Origin of the sequence: uncultured Thiothrix sp. (assembly GCF_937873765.1) — a bacterium.
Lineage (GTDB): Bacteria > Pseudomonadota > Gammaproteobacteria > Thiotrichales > Thiotrichaceae > Thiolinea.
The window spans coordinates 1-18,729 of record NZ_CALMZC010000019.1; the positions used below are offsets into that span (position 1 = coordinate 1).

An 18,729-nucleotide genomic window follows, 5' to 3' on the forward strand; every position below is an offset into this window, starting at 1 on the left:
AAGTTACTACCGCTTTAGTGGCTCTTCAACTCCTCTGGTGCATGACCGAATTATGCTACTGTATTACAAAGTAATACGAGAGCTAAACATCATGTCCACCACCATCCTAAGCGTTCGCGTCAATGACCACGAGCGCAGCCTACTCGAAATAGCAGCCCAACAGGCTCATACTACACTGAGCGAATTTATCCGGCGCAAAGCACTTGAAGCCGCTGAACTAGAGCTGATGGAACAGCGTGTCGTTGAAATCCCGAATGGGATGTGGGAGCAATTTGAAGCATGGTTAGATGCACCCGCTAAAACTAGCCCCGCCTTAAAACGCCTAGCTACGATGAACCCTGTATGGGAACGCTAAACAAACCGCGCCCTTTGGAGCAAACTGATAACCGCAATGAATTTGATTGTGGGCGTCCTTCATTGAATACATGGTTGCAAACCCATGCTTGGCGCAATCAGCAATTGGGCAGTTCGCGCACCAATGTCATTACCAATGAAAAAGGCAAAATAGTCGCTTATGTCTCGCTGACCGCTGCCGAAATTAAACGCGAATATTTGCCCAAATCTCAACAACGCAACCGCCTTGAAAGCATTCGCGCCGTATTGCTTGGACAATTAGCCGTGGATAGCGCCTATCAAGGTCAAGGGATTGCCCAATCCTTATTGTTCTTTGCATTTCACACCACTGTTCAGATCAGTGAACAAATCGGCTGCGCTTGCCTAATCACTCATCCTTTAGATGAAAAAGCACGCAGCTTTTATCAGCATTGGGGCTTTGAAGATACACCTTTTGACCCCAAAGGATCGATGATTATTAAAGTCAACGACTTAAAACAAAACGGTTTTGCAGCTTAAGTAGAGCTAATTGATTCCGCCCAATTCTCCAAGCGTAAACCTTGCACTCGCTCAAATTCACGAAGATTATTCGTTACCAAAATCAGTCCTGTAGAGCGTGCATGCCCTGCAATCATCATATCGTAAGGCTCAATCGGCTGACCTACCGCATATAGTTCTGCGCGTACTTGCCCAAAGTGGGCGGCGGCTAAATCATCAAAATCCAAAATTTCCAAACGGGCGGCGAGTCCTTCAATATCTGCTTGGTTTTTAGCAGGATTAGCTGAGCGTTCTGCTCCAAACACCAATTCGCCCCAAGTCACGGCTGAAATCGCCATTTGCCCTTCATGATGTTTGAATGCTGCTCGGACTGGTTGCGGACGGTTTTTAATGGTGTAAATAACAATATTGGTATCGAGTAAATATTTCAGCATTTAGAGCAACTCACGCTGCTGATCAGCGGGCTGGTCGCGTTCTGGCATAAAGTCGTCAGTGCATTGGGAATTATCAAACCAAGCATCCCAACTTTCATATACAGGTGTGATAATGCGTTGATTACCAATAGCGACAATCGTGACTCGGCTTACTGAAGCGGGTAGCTCAACAAGTTTAGGTAAGCGCACTGCTTGACTGCGATTACTTTTAAAAAGAGTGGTTTGAACAGAGTTTATTTTGTATATCCTTTTGGTATATCCAATGGATATGCTAATACAGCTTACACCTATTAGCAATGAGTACACCCAAGCTCAATTAAAGTTTACCAAGAGCTGACGTAGGTTTTGGTTAGCGTGAGAATTAAGCTTATATCGTGATAGTTTATTTCCCCAAAGCCACATACTGCCCTAGATAACTCGGGTTCTCAGCCTGTTTCACCATGAATTCCGCCACATCCGCTCGTGAGATGCTGCCAATATTCATGCCCTTATAGTAGTTCGTTTCAGTGCGATACTGCCCTGAAGCAGGTTTTTTAGTCAGCAATCCGGGGCGGACAAACTCCCAATTGATCGGGCTAGCGGCAATCATCTGCTCCATTGCGGTTTTGTTTGCATAGACTGCTTTGAGGATAAACTTAAAGACTAAACTCATGATAAAGCTGTGATATTGCCCACTTTCACCGGCACCAAAGCCCGTGAGAATAATAAAAGGGATTTGGGTTTCAGTCTCTTTTTGCAGTTGAATCAGTGCTTGTGCGGCATGGGTGTAAAGCTGGGTCGGTTTAGTGCTCATACCTGTACCTAGCGTCACTAATACCGCCTCCGCATGAACTGTAGCACGTTTGAGGTCATCCAAATTTGTGGCGCTACCTTTGATCATGGTTAGCTTAGGATGCTGCGGATAAGCGGCGGTGCTGCGGGATAAAGCAGTGACTTGATGCCCACGCTGCAAGGCACTTTCGACTGCCTTCAAACCCACGCCTGCAGAACCGCCAATGATCGTTATATTCATCATTTTTACTCTCAGAATTTACCATTATTATTTTTATGTTGCTCCGGTGGGGTAATGCTTTCAATCACATCCCAATGCTCGACAATTTTTCCATGTTCCAAGCGGAATAAATCGTAAAAGGCAGTATCTGTGCCACCATTTGTACCAAATCTACCTTCTGATAGGGCGAGGACGAAATTACCTTCACCTAAGATTTTATGGATTTTGGTGAAGTACATAACCACGCCATGCTCTTGTAACTGCTTTAAGGTTGCAAGAAAGGTATCCAAGCCATCTTGCCCCAGTGGATTGTGTTGAAGGTAGACATTATTGGCGATGTAATCTGTGTAGGTATTACGCTGCTCTAGCCAGTTTTCACGCACAAACCGTTCGATAATTTGCTTATTCTCAGCGGTTTTATCGAGATCAGTTAAAGCTGTTGAGCCATCGAGTTGAGTGCGCCCACTGTGATTAGGTGGAGCCAGCTCAGCTAGATTATCCCAATGTTCAACCATCAAATCGTCCTGCCACCGAAACACATCAAAGCCTACTTTTGCTCCGAAAAAATCATATTGAGTGTGGGCGAAGGTATAGTCACCGTCTTCAAACACACGTACTACTTTTGCTTTAAAACCTTGTGGTGGTCGCTGTTGGATAAGGCTAACAATACCTTCCAAGCCGCTGGCAATATTCAAATTATGCTGAATATAGTGCGCTGGATTAATGACCTGCATTGCTCCTGCATCGTTGGTTTCAATGCTTTGTAACAAGGCAATCGTTTGGGCTTTACGGCTCATCATTCTATCCTAGTAGGCTAACGGGTTGCAGTCATGCTAGGCTCTCTGAATTGGTTTGAACAATGAAATGATTTCACAACCCTTATGCAGTCTATTCATCTTGCCCGTATCGATTTAAATTTATTAGTGGTGTTTGAAGCAGTGACACGTTGTCGCTCGGTGACAGTGGCTGCTGAGCAATTAGCCTTAAGTCAATCCGCCATTAGTCATGCGCTCAAGCGTTTGCGCGTATTATTGGAAGATGAATTAGTTGTGCGTGGACGGAATGGCTTAGTACTAACGCCGCGTGCAGAAAGCTTATTACCCCATGTCCAGCACATTTTAGTAGATGCGAGTCAGTTATTTAATAAAACCCAATTTGATGCAGCCAGCACGCAGCAATGCTTTAAAGTGGCAGCGAGTGATTATTCGATAGTGACCTTTCTCCCCCGCATTATTGCTATTTTGAACGCAGAAGCACCGCAAGCTCGCTTAGAGATTGAAAACTACAGCGCGCAAACCCTCACACGCCTAGAGCTAGGTGAATTGGATGCTGCCTTTATTGGTAATACACCCCCCACGAGTCCGTTTAGCAAGATGCCGCTGATTCGTGAACACTTAGTAGGGTTAATGAGCCAGCAGCATCCTTTAGCACATAAATTGCAAACTAGCGCCATCAGCCTTGAGGATTATCTACGCTATCGACATATTGTAGTATCGTTTAAAGATCCTCAGCCGAGTGCGATTGATGTGGAATTGGCGCAATTGGGACTCAAGCGTAGCATTGCGATTAGCTCGCCGAATATGCTAGCGAATATTGTAGCCCTCAACAATACTGATCTGCTTATGAATGTGCCTTCGCGCTTGCTGGCGAGTTTAAATAATTCCGATTTGCTGGCCTTTGAGTTGCCCTTGAAACTTGCACCGCAGCATTTTTCCCTGATTTGGCATAAGCGCTTGGATGGGGATTTAGCCTTGGTTTGGTTTCGTAGTGTAGTCGCTCGTGTGCTCTAGCATTGTTTAACCACAAGCTACTGTCGCCAACTTCACCCGCCCTGTGAGTAAATACTCTTTGGGTGCATCCAGATCAAACTGCAATTTATGAATCGAGCAGGTGTCTTGCAGGATTTCTTTCGCGAGGCGTGTGTTCTTAACAATTTGTTGGAGTTGCCCGCTATCGAGGAGGAAATAGCTTTGCAAGTATTGAAAGATTTCGCCGGAGTCTTGCAGATCCGCATTCAGGTGCAGCAGGCGTTTATAGGTGTTGCCGCTAAAATGCTTTAACTTTTGCAGCATACCCGTCTTCTTCGCAAAGTTTACATAAGGCACACGCCCGCCTGCATCATTATCATTCAAGCAAGTACGCTGCAGGAGTTGCGGGGAGAGATTAGCAATTTCAGTGGGTGGTTTGATGCTACTCATTTGTGTGCGACTGAGTTTGCTATCAGCGGCTTGTGATTGCACTTCGCCATTTGCTAGCCAATACCAGCGCCATTCATAGTCGATATTACCGATGCGATCTTGTTGGCTGAAGATAAAATCTAGCAGCACTATTTCGCTAAGCTCTTTCATCCAATACATCATTTGGAAGGGGGTAGCGTCGACGGTGGCTTTACGGATTCTTGCGTCTTTGAAGGCTTGTTTTTTGCCTTCAGTGATGGCTTGGAGCAAAGGCAAATCCGAACTCAAAGCTAGATAAGGCGCAGTACGCTGAAACTCTTCATTCTGCACCGTGCCCCAACGGGAACGCACGCCATTAATTTCCGCACCATAACGCTCACCTTTGGCCTTGAGCATGCAACCGTAGATTTTCTTCCGATCAGGGGTAAATAAACTGTCAACCGCCTGAAAATTAGCGGGATTTTTTTCTGCTGCTGCTAAGTGTCGCCAACCGGCGGCAATCATCCCGCTACGGGTTTGGGCGACTCCACGTTGAGTCACGCGCTGGTAGTGCGCCTTGCTATCCATCTCCCGATAAATCGCCACCGGCACATCAATTGACAGATCGAAATAGCGCGAGAAGTGATAATACAAGAGTGCAGCAGGGGAGAATGTGCCACTGGTATTGGACTCATTCAGGCTTTGCTTAAAAACAGCGGCCTTTTTCACCCCCTTCGGCACGGATTTGCCTTTAAACTGAGCTTCATAACTACTTTGCGTATAAGTCGTTGCACTCAAATCCCGCACCATCGTTCCGGGGCTGGTGCTCCATGTTTTCGGGCAGAGCGCGAGTTTTTCTGCATAAAAATCAAAGCCGACTAATTTTGCCTCCTGCTCCGCGTCTTTCTTACTGTAAACACCATGTGGAATCGGGGGCAGGGCGCTACTGCGTTCAAGTAGTCCATTAGGGGAACGATATTCTTGGACGGTGCTAGGCATGTTGAACTCTCCTCGCTCTTTGGTATTTTTATAGGCTGTCTTAGGAGTATAGGTGGTTTTAGTAGCTAGGGGTGGATTGGGTTTTTCGGGTGGCTTGGTTAATATGCTTAGATTCTCCTCAAACCTATTCCCGCTATGACTGAAGATGAACGCCAAACTGAAATTCAAAAGCGCATTGATGAGTGTCGTCGGACTCGTTCGACTGAGTTGGATTTGGATGGGTTAATTACTGATGAAATTCCTGAGGAAGTATTTGAGTTGGTTTGGTTGGAAAGTTTAAACCTTTCTGGTTATTGGGATATACCGGATTGGTTAGGGGATTCAGATACTTCAAAGAGCTGGGATATGCCTAAGATGCTAACCACATTACCTCCATCATTTAATAATTTGGGATATTTAATATCTCTTCAATGTAATCGGCAGCAGCTTTCAGATTTAAAATTTTTAGTACATCTGCCGCAACTGCAAATTTTGAACTGCTCTGATAATAATTTGAGTGTCTTGCATGGTTTAGAATATGTACCAAAGTTACAAGGCTTGGACTGCTCTCATAATATGTTGAATACACTGAATGACTTAGAGTATGTGCCAGATTTACGAGTATTGAACTGCTCTCATAATATATTGCGTACACTGAATGACTTAGAGTATGTACTACAGTTGCAAGATTTGGACTGCTCCTATAATGAGTTGAGTACACTTCAGGGGTTAGAAAATTTGTCACAGTTGCAATATTTGGATTGTTCTTGTAATCAATTGAATACGCTTCAGGGCGTGGCACATGTGCTACAACTGAAAACTTTGTACTGCTCTTATAATCAACTCACATACATTCCACAGTTAGTTCAGCAGCAAGTTTTAGATAAAAAAATAATGGCATTAGACTTTCATAAAAATCCTATTCAAGGTATCCCATCACCTATTTTAGAAATGCATGAGATAGATGATTGCTGCCAATCCCTAATCAACTACTGGCACGCCCTAGAAAAAGGCTCCACCTATGTTCAACAACTCAAAGTCCAATTACTCGGCAATGGTCGCGTCGGTAAAACTACCTTGGCTTATGTGCTAGAGCATAAACAAGCCCCATCGGAAAACTTTGAATCCACACATGGTATTGCCCTAAAAGAAATTCCTTTTCAACTGGAAGGCCAAGATCAACCTGTTACCTTGCAGCTCTGGGATTTTGGCGGCCAAGAGATTTATCACGCCACCCACCGTTTATTTTTATCTAGAGACTGTCTCTATCTCTTGCTGTGGGCAGAAGAAACTGAGGAAAGCCCTGATGAAACGAACCACCCGGTGAGTTATTGGCTAGAGTTAATTAATGATCTAGGTGGTGACAGCCCAGTGATTTTGGTGAAAAACCAGATTGACTACTCAGATAAATTACCTGAGCGCCCCGACGGTTTAACTAATGACTTGCCGGGTACACAGCAAATTCGTGATACCATAAAAATCTCTGCCATGAAATACCAGCGCCTTCCCAGCTTGCGCGGTGCGATTGGCTCTATTATTGAGGAGCTACAACCGCGTATTCGTTTGGAACTACCTAATTCATGGCTAGCCGTGCAAGCTGAGCTGGATGCTTTACGCAATCAGCAGCAACGTACCCTGTCTTTTGATGAGTTTGCCAAACTTTGTGAGCAGGCAGGTATTGAGGATGCGCAGTGGTTTGCCGATTATCTTCACCAAATTGGGTTTATTTTTTATCAGGTTGACAGTTTTCAAAACCACCTGATTCTTGATCAAAACTGGGCGATTGAAGCGATTTATAAACTTTTTGATCGGAATAAAAATATCCGCCGCCGTATCGAGAAAGCTCAAGGCAGGATTAGTGGTGATGAGTTTGCGGAGTTTTGGAACGATGATACCGAAAGCGAGCATCAAATCTATGCCAGCTTTATGTTGAATTGTGGCGTTTGTTATGAAATAGACTGGGCACATGAAAAGCCTTTTAAAGAACGTGAGTTTATTATTCCCGCTTTGCTTCCTGAAAAATCGCCCCTTTGTGACAGTTGGGGAGCTGAGCGTGCCGAGGATTGGCGGTTAGAGGTGCAATACCCATTTTTACATCGCAGTATCATTGAGCGCTTGATTAGCAGGCTTGATCAAAAATACCGTGGCACGGCATGGCGACAGGGGATTTTTTGCACCACTTCCGATGGGCAAGTGCTATTTCAAACCCAATTAGAACAAGCCAAACCCTCGAATAAAGGCTCGCTGCTGTTCAAATTGCGCGGGCAAACCCTAGAGCGTTTGTTGTATGAATTGCGTAAGTTGATTAGTCAAGTCAGCCCACATAAACGCTATCAAGAGCTGCTAACATGCAATGGCAAAACTGAGCCGCTACCCAAATTTCAAAAAGAGTATCACATGACCGAGCCAACATTTGTTGAAACGAAAAAAGTTAAGATTTTTATTTCTTATTCGCATCTAGATGAAGCACACAAGAAAGAGCTGGATAAGCATTTGAAAGCGCTTAGTCATCTGTTTGCGATTGAGGCTTGGAATGATCGGCAATTGATTGCAGGGGATGGGGTGGATAAAACAATTTTCGAGAAGCTAAATGCCGCTGATGTAGTGCTATTATTGATTAGTCCTGATTTTATGGCTTCGGATTATTGTTTTAAAAAGGAAATGCAAAGCGCACTTAAAGCCTATAAGGAAAATAAAAATACGGTGATTCCGATTATTATCCGCAATACGCCGACTTGGTTTAAACATGAGATGGGGCAGATTGTCGCTTTACCAACGGATGGGAAGCATCTCAGTAAGTGGGATGATCCCGATGATTTTTGGGCAGATGTGGAAATAGGTATTGCTAAGCAGGTTGAGCGTTTGCTGAACTAAGCCGATTGATGAGGAGGTAGAGCTATGATATTGACAGGCAAACGGATTTTAATCACTCAAGCGAATGCGTTTATGGGGTCTAGTTTATGTGAAGTCTTTACAGAGCAGGGCGCAACCGTGATTGCGAATGAGGAACCACTCGCCGATCCGCAAGCGCCTGCGAAGCTGATCGAGCAAGTGGGTGAGATCGATGTATTGGTCGCTAATCTGGCTTTAGCGGCTCCGAGTACACCGGCTGAGCAAGTGACTGATGAAGAATGGCGGGCAGTGTTTGCAGCCTTAGTCGATCCTTTGCCGCGTTTGTGTCGTGCGGTCTTGCCTATGATGCAAGCGCATGGTTCGGGTAAGATTTTAGTGATTGGTAGCGCTTCCGCTTTGCGCGGCATCAAGAGGGCTTCCAGCTACAGTGCAGCCCGTGGTGCGCAATTGGCGTATGTGCAAGCCCTCGGTGTGGAAGTTGCGCCCTTCAATATTCAAGTGAATGCGATTGCGCAAAATTTTGTGGATAATCCCACCTATTTTCCACCGGAAGTCCAAGCTAATCCACACTTTCAAGAACGCTTAAAACGTGAAGTGCCTTTAGGTCGTTTAGTCACAGCGCGTGAGGATGCACAATTCGCTGCTTATTTATGTTCGGATGCAGCGAATTGTTTTGTCGGCCAAGTCTTTCCAGTAGCGGGTGGTTGGGTGATTAAATAGGCTTAGCCATTTAAAATGCCTGCTCCAAATTCACTAATTTCATGCGTGTCGACACAGCATTTAAAGCAATCAAATGCAGCAATTCCGTCACGGTTGTGCAGCAGTCTTGAATGATCGCCACTTGATATTTTTCCGCCTGCTTAGAAATCGCGGTATGCGTCACGCAATTTTGCGTCATCATCCCGCACACCAATAACTCATCAACACCCAAATCTTGTAGGGTTGCTTCTAATTCCGTATTCACAAAGCTATCCGCGAAATGTTTAATCACAATCGGTGCATTTGGGGCAGTTGCTAAAATACGCGGATGGATTTCAACGCCATCGGTACCTTCATTAAAAAACGGTGATAAACCACGGGTTTTGTCCGCAATATGCTGAATCAAAATCACTGGAATTTGTTGGGCTTGTGCTTTGTGAATAGCTTGTTCAACTTTATCTAAAGTCCCGGCTGCATTCCAAAGGGGAAAAGCGCCATTCGGGAAATAATCATTTTGAATATCAATGACTAATAGGGCTTGGCTCATGGATTTATCCTCATTGCTTGAAGGGCACTAGCTTAGTGCTTGTGGGTTGCAGTTAGAATGGGGAATTGTGCGAACTTCGGCGCGAAAACTTACAGTTTGAAAGGATTGAGTATGAACAGCATGAATAAGGCGATTTTGCAGCGGCTGCGTGCCAATAGTCGTATGAGCTGGCAACAAATTGGCAAGGAGGTTCACCTTACGGGTCAGGCCGTCGCCGCGCGCGTGCAGCAATTGGAAGATCAAGGCGTCATCAGTGGTTATACCATCCGCCAACAACATATCGAGCGCCATTTCATTACCATGTTTATGGATGTGGTATGTTTTGATGAATTTGAAGAGTTCTTAAAAAATGAAGCCCAAGTGGAAGGCGCTTATAAAATTACCGGCGAAGGCTGCTACCATCTGATTTTCACGCCTGAATCAGCTAGTGAGCTGGAGTTATTTTTGCAGCGCTTATTGAAGTATGGGCGCTATCGAGTTTCGAGTGTTTTAATGTGTGTTAAGTAGGGTTATCAAAGTGTGACTACTATATCCGGCTAAGGTTTTGAGAGTAGAATAAGCCTCACTCGACGCACCTTAAGCGTTACACTTCAAGTTCTTGATACAGGCTAGGTCAACGAATGTCATATGTAAAACCTGAACCCGGTGTGCCTTTGCGCCGTGCTGATAAAGTTTCGCGGATTCCGATTAAAGTCGTGCCCAAAGATGAGCCGCTAAAGAAACCTGCATGGCTTAAGGTGAAACTCCCCACGGCTTCGCAAGCGGAAAAAGTACGCGGTATGTTGCGCAATAATAAATTGCATACAGTGTGTGAAGAAGCCTCTTGCCCGAATCTACCGGAGTGTTTCGGGCATGGTACGGCGACTTTTATGATTCTGGGTCAAGTATGTACGAGGCGTTGTCCTTTCTGTGAAGTGGGGCATGGACGGCCTCTACCCGTGGATGCGCAAGAGCCAGAGCATTTAGCCGAGGCCATCCGTTCAATGAAGCTGAATTATGTGGTGATCACCTCTGTAGATCGGGATGATCTACGCGATGGTGGGGCTAAACATTTTGCTGATTGTGTACGGGCAGCTCGTGAAGCACAGCCGGGGATTAAAGTTGAAATTCTGACGCCTGATTTTCGTGGGCGTATGGAGATTGCCTTGGATGAAATGTCGGTCACTCCTCCTGATGTTTTCAATCACAATATGGAAACCGTGCCGCGCTTGTATTTAAAAGCGCGTCCGGGGGCGGATTATCAATGGTCGCTGGATTTGATTAAGCGTTTTGGTGAGCGTCACCCAACAGTCCCCACTAAATCCGGGTTAATGGTTGGTTTAGGGGAAACGCTGGAAGAGCTAAAAGAAACGATGCGTGATCTCCGTGCGCATGGTTGCCGAATGTTGACAGTCGGTCAATATTTAGCGCCTTCCGATTCGCATTTACCGATTGAGCGCTATTACACGCCCGATGAGTTTGAAGAGATTCGTATTTATGGCGAAGCGCTCGGTTTTGAGCATGTCGCCAGTGGCCCTTTAGTGCGTTCTTCTTATCATGCGGATCAGCAAGCTAAGCAATTAGTCTAAGCGCTTCTAAAGCTGCAGGGCATGGTTTCCTGCAGCTTGGCCTTTTCCCAATAGTTTCTGATTAGGTCGCTCCTTCAGGTTCAATAGTATGTTGCAAGCAAGTGCAGATGGAAAAAAACGCTGTTTCGGTGGGCAGGTCGGTAAAGAATTTTACGCGGACTATCATGACCAGCAATGGGGGATTCCCGTGCATGATGATCGTGAATTATTCGAAATGTTGATTCTTGAAGGTGCGCAAGCGGGCTTAAGTTGGGAAACTATTTTAAATAAGCGGGCTGGCTATCGAGCGGCTTTCCATGATTTTGATGTGCAGAAAGTGGCTGCCATGACGGATGCGGAATTAGCCGTACTCTTGCAAGATCCGAAAATCGTGCGGAATCGCTTAAAAGTATTTGCGGCCCGCAAAAATGCCATCGCTTTTATTAAAATCCAGCAAGAGTTTACGAGCTTCAATAAGTATTTGTGGAAATTCGTCAACCATCAGCCAATCCTCAATCAGTTCACCACCTTTGATGAGGTGCCTGCAAGTACGCCGTTGAGTGATGGGATTTCTAAGGATTTAAAAAAGCGCGGTATGACTTTTGTAGGCTCGATGATTATTTATGCTTACCTACAAGCGGTAGGTGTGGTAAATGATCATTTAGCCGATTGTTGGTGTCGTACTCAGGCTTGAGTTTTGAAATTCCTAGGTTTTTTTATTTTAATTAAGTTTTCTTAAAAGAATTTGTTATGCAACAGAATGTGTTCAAAGGCTATTTATTAGCATTCATCGGTATTTGTATTTTATCACCTGACTCTTTACTAATTCGTTTAGCTGGGAATGATCCTTGGGTAATTGGTGCTTGGCGGGGAGTACTTACAGGTTTAATGATTTTGCTTTATAACCAATGGCTAGATGGGCGTTCATTAGCAGAGCAAAAAGGGGATACACATTATCGTTACTATGGAAATATTGTGTTGTTTGCAATGTCAAATTTTTTATTTACCTATGGTATTAGCAACGCTAATGTTACTGATGTTTTAGTGATTATTTCGTTTACGCCACTGATTAGTGCCTTACTTTCAGCTATTTTCTTACATGAAAAAGTTTTACTTCGTACTTGGGTGGCAACGCTAATTTGTGCGATTGGATTAACGATTTTATTTAGTCAGTCTGGTGGTCAGAGTCAACCTATAGGTTTGGCCGCAGCAGCAGGGTGTGCGATTCTAATGGCCGCACAATTAGTGATTATTCGTAGCTGCCCTGAAGCTAACTTAACTTCTAGTATCGGTTTCGGCGGTATCTTAGGTGGACTAGTTTGCTTTATGGTGGTGGGTGTCGTGATCTTACCGAGTTCACAAATGCTTGCTATTTTGGGTATTGGTTTTATTGTAGGCCCTGTGTCATTTGTCTTATTGGTTTATTCGTTACGTTATGTTACTGCTGCTGAAACCAGTTTAATTATGCTATTAGAGTCAGTATTTGGATCCTTATTAGTTTGGGTGTTTTTGGGGGAATATCCAACTTTGCAAACAAGTTTAGCAGGAGTATTAATTTTAGGTACTTTAACAGTTTATAGTTTCTTGACACTACGTGAAGTAAATCAAGCTAAACGAGTCACTAAGCACTCTTGATTGTTAGAGTTAATAGCCAGCGCTGAAGCTAACACAAACTATTATGTTAATAGTTCGCTAGTTAACAGGAAGTTAGCCTAGGCATTGGTGAGTAGGATTTTATTGGGCAAGGATGTCAAAGTGGCTGAAAAACAGATACTAGAGACTCAAAAGCTTGAGTCAAAACTCGAGCAAACAACTTTAACGGCAAAACAAGATGAGTCAGCAACAGGAGAACAGCCTCTGTTTGAATACCCAAAGTCTCCAACGATGCAGTCTACGTTTATAGATCTGCTCAAACATGGGCAGCTTGCAACTCCGTCGTTATTTTCCGCACCACCTGATGAGCCTTTAGGCATGGATGGGTGGAAGCAACTGACTTTAGCTACGCAACATGGCGCTTGGGATGTCGTTTATACCTCCACCACGCGCCGTTGCCATGATTTTGCAAGGCTTTTAGCGCAGCGCTTAACTTGTGAGTTTGTGCCAGACGAGCGTTTGTGTGAATTGAATTTCGGTTCATGGATAGGGTTAACTCAAGAAGAAATCTTTGCACGCGACCCAGAGCTTTTGCAGCAATATTATTTTCAACCACGTCGCTTTATCGCACCGAATGGTGAGTCAATGGATTATTTCATGTGGCGGGTAACTGAGGCTTGGGCTGATTTGTTATTAGCTCAGCAGGGTAAACGCGTTTTAATCCTCACACATACGGGAGTGATTCGCGCCATTATTGCCAAAGCTCTCGACTTGCTCTATCAAAAAAGTCTCCGTTTTGCGGTGCATCCGGCTTGTTTTACCCGTCTACAAATTTATCCTGATGGGGAGGTAAGCTTATTGGGGCATGGCTTAAAGATGGTATAACTCGTATCACACAGCTAGTCTATACTTAGACCCATGCCAACCCAATTGGGAGTTTGTATGCAGTCGAGCAATTCCTCTGAGCCAACAGCGCCTAGTAGCTATTTCGATAATTTAGTCAATGTACGCCAGTCGTTTGTTTCGGGTGCTACGGAGAAAGCCTTACAACGCTTGACCGATGCCAGTGAAGGCGATGTAAAAGCGATTGCTTCTTCACAAATTGAGTTGTTGGCACGTTTTTATGACTTATCGCTTTCCCAAGCAGGGCGCAGTTTTCGTTGGGCATTGATTGCCAGTATGGTGGGCCTAGCTTTTTTTCTCTTGGCAATTGTCTTTATGCTCTGGCGTAGCTCTTCTGAGCTGGCCACGATCACTATGATCGGGGGTGCGCTGATTGAGTTTATTGCTGGAGTCAATTTCTATCTGTATGGCAGAACCTTAACACAACTGAGTTTATTTCAAGGGCGTCTAGAAGTTACACAGCGCTTTTTATTAGCGAATAGTTTGTGTGAGAGTTTAAGTGAGGCTTGGCGTGACCCAACTCGTGCGCGGCTGATTAATCAGCTCACTACTGGGCATACACTTTCAGAGTATCGCGAATTTACTCCAGAAACAGCTCGCATTAATACTACTGATAATCCAGTGGATAGAACGACTGCCGAAGTCCCTACAAATGCTATGGCTCAACCACCCGCCTAAAAAGCAAAAAGGACTTCAATGAAGTCCTTTTTGAGATTCTTAGCGAAAAACTTAGACAGCTTCTACGTTGGCAGCTTGCAGACCTTTCTGACCTTTTTCAGTTTCGAAAGAAACTTTTTGGCCTTCAGTCAAAGTTTTGTAGCCTTCAGATTTGATCGCACGGAAATGTACGAATACGTCTGCGCCACCGTTGTCTTGATTGATGAAACCAAAACCTTTCTCTGCATTGAACCATTTTACAGTGCCAGTTAAACGAGCCATGATGTATCTCCTGATTTTTCAATTAATATAAAGCCAAGCGCTCTTGCGCTGTCAAGCCGCAATAAATTTCTTAGTTATGACAAGCTGGGAATGAACAACTTCAGGACAACATGACTTACTGACAAGGTGAAGCGGTGTAACGAAGGTTTTGTTTCATTTGTTGCATAAACTACAGGTCTGTATTACAGGCCGAGATTGATGCTAACACAGGTGATTTTAAACTGATACCCTTATTTGCTGAACGGTTGTCCCAGCCAGCCTGTTGGGCTTGCTGGTTATCTACCAAAAGCAGTCTATTTTTCATGGGCTTGATCTTGAATAACGTCTTCAATTTGTAGGCTTGCTGAGTGGGTTTGTGCTAAATCAGTCTTGAGCTGGTCTAACACAGACGCTGGAATATAGCCTCGTTCCACTGCATGGATGGCTGCTTCGACAGTAGTTTCCACTAAACACAGATCAATATGCTGCTCACGGGTCTGTTCGGCTAAGTGTAAAATTTCGCTATCGCGTGATTCTTTGGTGCTTACATCGCGAATATAAATCGCTTTCACTTGCTGCGGGCGCTGCGTAACGATTTCGCTATACACTTCGGGGTCATGCTGTCCACTGTCACCGATTAAAATAAAAGCTAACTGCGGATACGTATCCATAATTTGATGGATATAAGTGGACTTATGGTCGTGATGGCTCGCTTTGAGCGTATGTAAACCAAAATCACGCAGGAAGAGCGTTCCGAGTGGAATATGATTCAGTTCCATAAACTCTTCTAAAAAGTCATACAGATTCCACGGGCTACTGGACACATAAAAAATTGGACGCGGTACAGATCCGCTTTGGGTAAGTGCTTGATAGAACGTATTGACGCCAGCAAAAGGCAAGCGAGAGGCGGGACTCCGTAAAAAGGTGAGGCGCATCATGCTCAAGGTGCTGGTGGCATTGGTCACCATAATGGTGTCGTCAATATCACTAATAATGCCGAAATCGCATTGCGGGCAGGGAATTTGTACTTTGCCAGTGACAGCTTGGCAAGCAGCACTTAGACGCTCTTGAGCCGGTACTTCGACTTGATAATCGTACCAAAGGCCGCCAGCCGTTAGATCGCTAACGGGTAGGGAGGCTTCAAAATAGCCTTCTTGGTTAGTGAACACCTCAAGGCTTTGTCCCTGAAAATGCAGCTTCAGTTGTAGGTTGGGGATTTCATCACTTTCAAAGCGCTGATAGGCCTGAGCTAGGTTTTGCCACAGGCTTTCTTCGTCTTTGCGCTGCTCGATGCCGTTATTTTCCAAAGCACGCCCACTAAGTTTGACCCACTGCTGATTCCCATAACCGGCATAAAGCACGATTTGGATCGGCTCGTCATAATGTAAGCGTTGTTTCAGCTTAGCGCTGAGTGAGTCAAAACGCTCGCTAACTACCTCGCCTAAACTCTGTAAAGTCTCTTTAAAGCTCGTCATGTCTCATCCCTTTCGTACTAATTTAGCGCTAGAGTTTAGCATTGTCATGGTGTGCGGTTTGGGTGACTCAAAGTGTGCAGGTGAAAATTATCTAAGACACGAACGCACCAAGCAAGGTACATGCTAGTCTAATGAGTTGTTAGCTTAATCCAACCACCAATCGACTTAGCGAGGTAAAGTCATGAAGGTATTAGCAATCAGCATGGGTGTGTCTTGTTTGCTGTTTACAAATTTAGCCTTAGCTGCTTGTCCCAGTGGCAGCGAGACTTTGTTTTTTTGTAACACTAAAAAAGCCAATAAGCAGATTGAAGTCTGCGATGTAGGCAAAACCATTAGTTATAGTTTCGGTAAAAAAGGCCAAAAGCCGGAGTTAGCTATTTCTGTGCCACGTTCGCAAGCGAGCACTTTCCAATGGCAGGGGATTGGTCGCTATATTTCCTACGCCGTGAATATTCCCAATGGCGATTATAACTACAAAGTGTTTTGGGGCGTGGATCGCTTGACCGAGGAGCATGCGGTGGAAGCGGGTGTGAATGTGGAAAAGAAAGGCGAATTACTCACCACTGTTTATTGCCAAGAAAAGGGGCTGATTAACAATCTGGAAGGAGTGAAGCTGAAAACTGCAGATTAATCGCCCTTACGGATTGTTTATAACACAAACAGCATGCCTCAACGTTTAGTGTTGGGGCATGTGCAGCATTCAAAACTCAATGGGGACGCCAGATCGTGACTCTGAAGAGATTCGCCTCACGCTGATCCTCAAAATCGATTGGTGGCCAAGCTGCTAAAGCACGCAAAATACCTGAGCCTAAGCCACGATAGGGCAGAATGTTCTTTGCCACGAATGAGGCTAAAATAGGATTGCGTAGATTTGAATTGCCCGCTTTAACCTTTTCGAAGGTTAAATGATTGGGCAAGTGGCCGGGGCTAATGATTTCGATACGATCTGTGAAAACTAATACACGAATGGGTGCACTGATAAAGTAATCACGATGAATCAATGCATTCACTAGCAGTTCTTCAAATACAGTACGTGGTACTTCCGGCTCGCCAATAGAGTTAAAGCTTTGTTCCCCTTGGCGCTTGTGTAGATTACGCATAATAAACGCGAGCGACTGTTCAAACTGTTCACGTAATCGGCCGCTGATGTCTTCTCTATCATTATACTTAGAGTCTTGCAGAGCAGTGCTTGGTAAACTGACGGCTTTAATAATAAATGCCGGTTTGATCCAGTCGGGGTGTTTACTGAATAGCAGCACTCCCGCTAAATTTAAATCCTCCCTCATTGCTGGCTAGATTCATATTTTGCAATAAGCGCAATAAATCCGCTTCTTTCTCCGGTAACTCAAGGCTGTAAGTCTTCTGGAGAAATTCTGTAAGGCTATAAGGGTCTAAAGCATCTAAACTTGCTATCGTGGGTACTTCATCCGCATGTACTAAGTCTGTCGATTGGAACAAACGGCGTAATTCTTCCTTGGAATGCACTCGGCGCTTATCAGCACCTGTTTTTAGCCAAATGATCCCATTACGATCAAAATAGGGTTTGTCTAAGCCTTTCGGAATGGTGAGTACGATCACTAAACGGCCATTGTCCAAAGCGATATTTTCGGTTTGAACCGTAATTAGGCTACGAATATGTTGTGAAGCTGCATTGCTGATGAGTTGATTTAAGCGTGCCACATCCTCAAGGCTTAGCCCCGTGAGCTTGTCATTATCTTCCACACCCAAATAGATGACACCGCCTTCCGAATTAGAAAACGCTGCCATTTCCGCCGCCAATGCATCCGCGTTGGTCATGTCACGTTTGAACTGGCGCTTGCTATCTTCGCCTAGGGCGATTTGGGATTGGAGGGTTAGTAAATCCATTTAATGTACCCAATTTTCTAGTTTCAGATTAGGTACACGATTGAACTCGCGTAAGTTGTTCGTTACTAAAGTAATATCTAAACTACGGGCATGTCCAGCAATCCATAAATCATTAACACCAATAGGTGTGCCTGCCTTCATCAAGCTAAAGCGAATGTCTGCATAATGTTCATAAGCTTGTTTAGATGGATATAAGATCTCGAAAGGTTCAAGATTCAGAGCTAGTATTTCTTGATACTTGAGCCTCTGTGGATGTTTTAGAGCACCAAAATTAAGCTCAGCATAAGTGATTGCTGAAATTCCCACTTCGCCAAAGTTAAGTTGCTTGAAACGCTCAAATACTGCTGATGGGTGTTTTTTGAAAATATAGATACAAATGTTGGTATCCAATAAGTACTTTATGTCCAATCTTCACGTTCCTGTTGTATCTCTTGTTCGCGCCCATCAGCCATAAAATCCTCAGGCATACAGGGGATATGCTCAAACGCTTCAGCTAAATTACGTGGACGTTTACGCAAGATGATCTCATCACCACGTTTGAAGATTTCGATTTCCTCAACATCAAACTGAAACTCTTTCGGAATACGAACAGCTTGTGAGTTTCCACTCATGAATACGCGTGTAGTTTGCATTATAGGTCTATACTCCATGCAAGTGTATTCACTGAAAGTATATACAATCTCTCACTATAGTCAATGTATGACTTTAGACACTACCACTACTCACTCACTGGCAGAGATACTTACATCAAAGCTAATTTGTCGTTGCAAAAGTGTATCGTGATGGCTGTACATTGATTGGACGAGGGCGTGTGATTAGCAAGCCTTCTAGTGAAAAAGCTTCTGCCATTGTGCAAGCATATGAGGTAAAGCTAGTAAGCGAAAGGGTCATGCACCAGAAGAGTTGAAAAACATCTGATTAATGAATTCGCCAATGAC

At 44.4% G+C, this 18,729-nt stretch carries 24 protein-coding genes; 12 read left to right on the forward strand and 12 right to left on the reverse strand.

Annotation, left to right across the window (positions count from 1 at the left end):
- A partial coding sequence (locus Q0307_RS06135; protein ID WP_298658102.1) for a DUF1778 domain-containing protein occupies nucleotides 1-355 on the forward strand: 355 nt, incomplete at its 5' end.
- Nucleotides 343-852, forward strand: coding sequence for a GNAT family N-acetyltransferase (locus Q0307_RS06140; RefSeq protein WP_298658105.1), 510 nt, complete (start codon nucleotides 343-345; stop codon nucleotides 850-852). The genes Q0307_RS06135 and Q0307_RS06140, both read left to right, overlap by 13 nt.
- Here the strand turns inward: Q0307_RS06140 and vapC are convergent.
- The 4 genes from vapC to Q0307_RS06160 all read right to left on the reverse strand — a co-directional run bounded on the left by vapC (nucleotide 849) and on the right by Q0307_RS06160 (nucleotide 3,056).
- Nucleotides 849-1,265: a tRNA(fMet)-specific endonuclease VapC gene (gene vapC, locus Q0307_RS06145; protein ID WP_298658109.1), complete on the reverse strand. Its 417-nt coding sequence runs from the start codon at nucleotides 1,263-1,265 to the stop codon at nucleotides 849-851. The two genes, Q0307_RS06140 and vapC, sit on opposite strands and share 4 nt — an antisense overlap.
- On the reverse strand, nucleotides 1,266-1,535 hold the full coding sequence (gene vapB, locus Q0307_RS06150) for a type II toxin-antitoxin system VapB family antitoxin (protein ID WP_366936758.1): 270 nt from the start codon (nucleotides 1,533-1,535) through the stop codon (nucleotides 1,266-1,268). It lies immediately after the preceding gene.
- A 112-nt stretch (nucleotides 1,536-1,647) separates the two neighbouring features.
- Complete coding sequence (locus Q0307_RS06155; RefSeq protein ID WP_298658112.1) at nucleotides 1,648-2,280, reverse strand: NAD(P)-dependent oxidoreductase; 633 nt, start codon at nucleotides 2,278-2,280, stop codon at nucleotides 1,648-1,650.
- A gap of 8 nt (nucleotides 2,281-2,288) precedes the next feature.
- The gene (locus tag Q0307_RS06160; RefSeq protein WP_298658115.1) at nucleotides 2,289-3,056 is read right to left on the reverse strand and encodes a nuclear transport factor 2 family protein; all 768 of its coding nucleotides are present in this window, start codon (nucleotides 3,054-3,056) and stop codon (nucleotides 2,289-2,291) included.
- 81 nt (nucleotides 3,057-3,137) lie between these two features.
- On the opposite strand from Q0307_RS06160, the gene Q0307_RS06165 reads away from it, so the two are divergent.
- Complete coding sequence (locus tag Q0307_RS06165; protein ID WP_298658118.1) at nucleotides 3,138-4,046, forward strand: LysR family transcriptional regulator; 909 nt, start codon at nucleotides 3,138-3,140, stop codon at nucleotides 4,044-4,046.
- A 6-nt stretch (nucleotides 4,047-4,052) separates the two neighbouring features.
- Here the strand turns inward: Q0307_RS06165 and Q0307_RS06170 are convergent, their stop codons facing one another.
- Nucleotides 4,053-5,411 (reverse strand): hypothetical protein, encoded by a 1,359-nt coding sequence (locus Q0307_RS06170; RefSeq protein WP_298658121.1) that lies wholly within the window; start codon nucleotides 5,409-5,411, stop codon nucleotides 4,053-4,055.
- A 135-nt stretch (nucleotides 5,412-5,546) separates the two neighbouring features.
- Here Q0307_RS06170 and Q0307_RS06175 point away from each other — a divergent pair, with 135 nt between their 5' ends.
- Nucleotides 5,547-8,264: a COR domain-containing protein gene (locus tag Q0307_RS06175; protein ID WP_298658124.1), complete on the forward strand. Its 2,718-nt coding sequence runs from the start codon at nucleotides 5,547-5,549 to the stop codon at nucleotides 8,262-8,264.
- A 24-nt stretch (nucleotides 8,265-8,288) separates the two neighbouring features.
- Nucleotides 8,289-8,963: an SDR family oxidoreductase gene (locus Q0307_RS06180; RefSeq protein ID WP_298658126.1), complete on the forward strand. Its 675-nt coding sequence runs from the start codon at nucleotides 8,289-8,291 to the stop codon at nucleotides 8,961-8,963.
- 10 nt (nucleotides 8,964-8,973) lie between these two features.
- Here Q0307_RS06180 and Q0307_RS06185 read toward each other — a convergent pair whose 3' ends face one another.
- Complete coding sequence (locus tag Q0307_RS06185) at nucleotides 8,974-9,489, reverse strand: cysteine hydrolase family protein (protein ID WP_298658129.1); 516 nt, start codon at nucleotides 9,487-9,489, stop codon at nucleotides 8,974-8,976.
- Between the two features lie 111 nt (nucleotides 9,490-9,600).
- On the opposite strand from Q0307_RS06185, the gene Q0307_RS06190 reads away from it, so the two are divergent.
- The 6 genes from Q0307_RS06190 to Q0307_RS06215 all read left to right on the forward strand — a co-directional run bounded on the left by Q0307_RS06190 (nucleotide 9,601) and on the right by Q0307_RS06215 (nucleotide 14,210).
- Nucleotides 9,601-9,996, forward strand: a complete 396-nt coding sequence (locus Q0307_RS06190; protein ID WP_298658132.1) for an AsnC family transcriptional regulator — start codon at nucleotides 9,601-9,603, stop codon at nucleotides 9,994-9,996.
- A 113-nt stretch (nucleotides 9,997-10,109) separates the two neighbouring features.
- Nucleotides 10,110-11,057 carry a lipoyl synthase gene (gene lipA, locus Q0307_RS06195; protein WP_298658135.1) on the forward strand — a complete coding sequence of 316 codons (948 nt, stop codon included), beginning with the start codon at nucleotides 10,110-10,112 and terminating at the stop codon, nucleotides 11,055-11,057.
- A gap of 88 nt (nucleotides 11,058-11,145) precedes the next feature.
- On the forward strand, nucleotides 11,146-11,730 hold the full coding sequence (locus Q0307_RS06200; RefSeq protein ID WP_298658138.1) for a DNA-3-methyladenine glycosylase I: 585 nt from the start codon (nucleotides 11,146-11,148) through the stop codon (nucleotides 11,728-11,730).
- Between the two features lie 56 nt (nucleotides 11,731-11,786).
- Entirely contained in the window at nucleotides 11,787-12,671 is an 885-nt protein-coding gene (locus Q0307_RS06205) for a DMT family transporter (protein WP_298658141.1), read from the forward strand.
- A gap of 120 nt (nucleotides 12,672-12,791) precedes the next feature.
- Nucleotides 12,792-13,514: a histidine phosphatase family protein gene (locus tag Q0307_RS06210; RefSeq protein WP_298658143.1), complete on the forward strand. Its 723-nt coding sequence runs from the start codon at nucleotides 12,792-12,794 to the stop codon at nucleotides 13,512-13,514.
- Nucleotides 13,515-13,571: 57 nt separating this feature from the next.
- Complete coding sequence (locus Q0307_RS06215) at nucleotides 13,572-14,210, forward strand: hypothetical protein (protein WP_298658145.1); 639 nt, start codon at nucleotides 13,572-13,574, stop codon at nucleotides 14,208-14,210.
- 51 nt (nucleotides 14,211-14,261) lie between these two features.
- Here Q0307_RS06215 and Q0307_RS06220 read toward each other — a convergent pair whose 3' ends face one another.
- On the reverse strand, nucleotides 14,262-14,474 hold the full coding sequence (locus Q0307_RS06220; RefSeq protein ID WP_298658171.1) for a cold-shock protein: 213 nt from the start codon (nucleotides 14,472-14,474) through the stop codon (nucleotides 14,262-14,264).
- A 290-nt stretch (nucleotides 14,475-14,764) separates the two neighbouring features.
- Entirely contained in the window at nucleotides 14,765-15,925 is a 1,161-nt protein-coding gene (locus tag Q0307_RS06225) for an App1 family protein (protein WP_298658149.1), read from the reverse strand.
- Between the two features lie 181 nt (nucleotides 15,926-16,106).
- Here Q0307_RS06225 and Q0307_RS06230 point away from each other — a divergent pair, with 181 nt between their 5' ends.
- Complete coding sequence (locus Q0307_RS06230) at nucleotides 16,107-16,556, forward strand: hypothetical protein (RefSeq protein ID WP_298658152.1); 450 nt, start codon at nucleotides 16,107-16,109, stop codon at nucleotides 16,554-16,556.
- A gap of 76 nt (nucleotides 16,557-16,632) precedes the next feature.
- Here the strand turns inward: Q0307_RS06230 and Q0307_RS06235 are convergent, their stop codons facing one another.
- The 4 genes from Q0307_RS06235 to vapB (Q0307_RS06250) are packed head-to-tail and all read right to left on the reverse strand — an operon-like array spanning nucleotide 16,633 to nucleotide 18,423.
- Entirely contained in the window at nucleotides 16,633-17,211 is a 579-nt protein-coding gene (locus tag Q0307_RS06235; RefSeq protein ID WP_298658155.1) for an ATP-binding protein, read from the reverse strand.
- On the reverse strand, nucleotides 17,168-17,791 hold the full coding sequence (locus tag Q0307_RS06240) for a helix-turn-helix domain-containing protein (RefSeq protein ID WP_298658158.1): 624 nt from the start codon (nucleotides 17,789-17,791) through the stop codon (nucleotides 17,168-17,170). The genes Q0307_RS06235 and Q0307_RS06240 overlap by 44 nt, the downstream gene beginning before the upstream one ends.
- Nucleotides 17,792-18,193, reverse strand: a complete 402-nt coding sequence (locus Q0307_RS06245) for a type II toxin-antitoxin system VapC family toxin (RefSeq protein WP_366936759.1) — start codon at nucleotides 18,191-18,193, stop codon at nucleotides 17,792-17,794.
- Nucleotides 18,190-18,423, reverse strand: a complete 234-nt coding sequence (vapB, locus tag Q0307_RS06250) for an antitoxin (RefSeq protein WP_298658165.1) — start codon at nucleotides 18,421-18,423, stop codon at nucleotides 18,190-18,192. Before vapB (Q0307_RS06250) ends, Q0307_RS06245 begins: the two co-directional genes overlap by 4 nt.
- Nucleotides 18,424-18,729 lie beyond the last annotated feature (306 nt).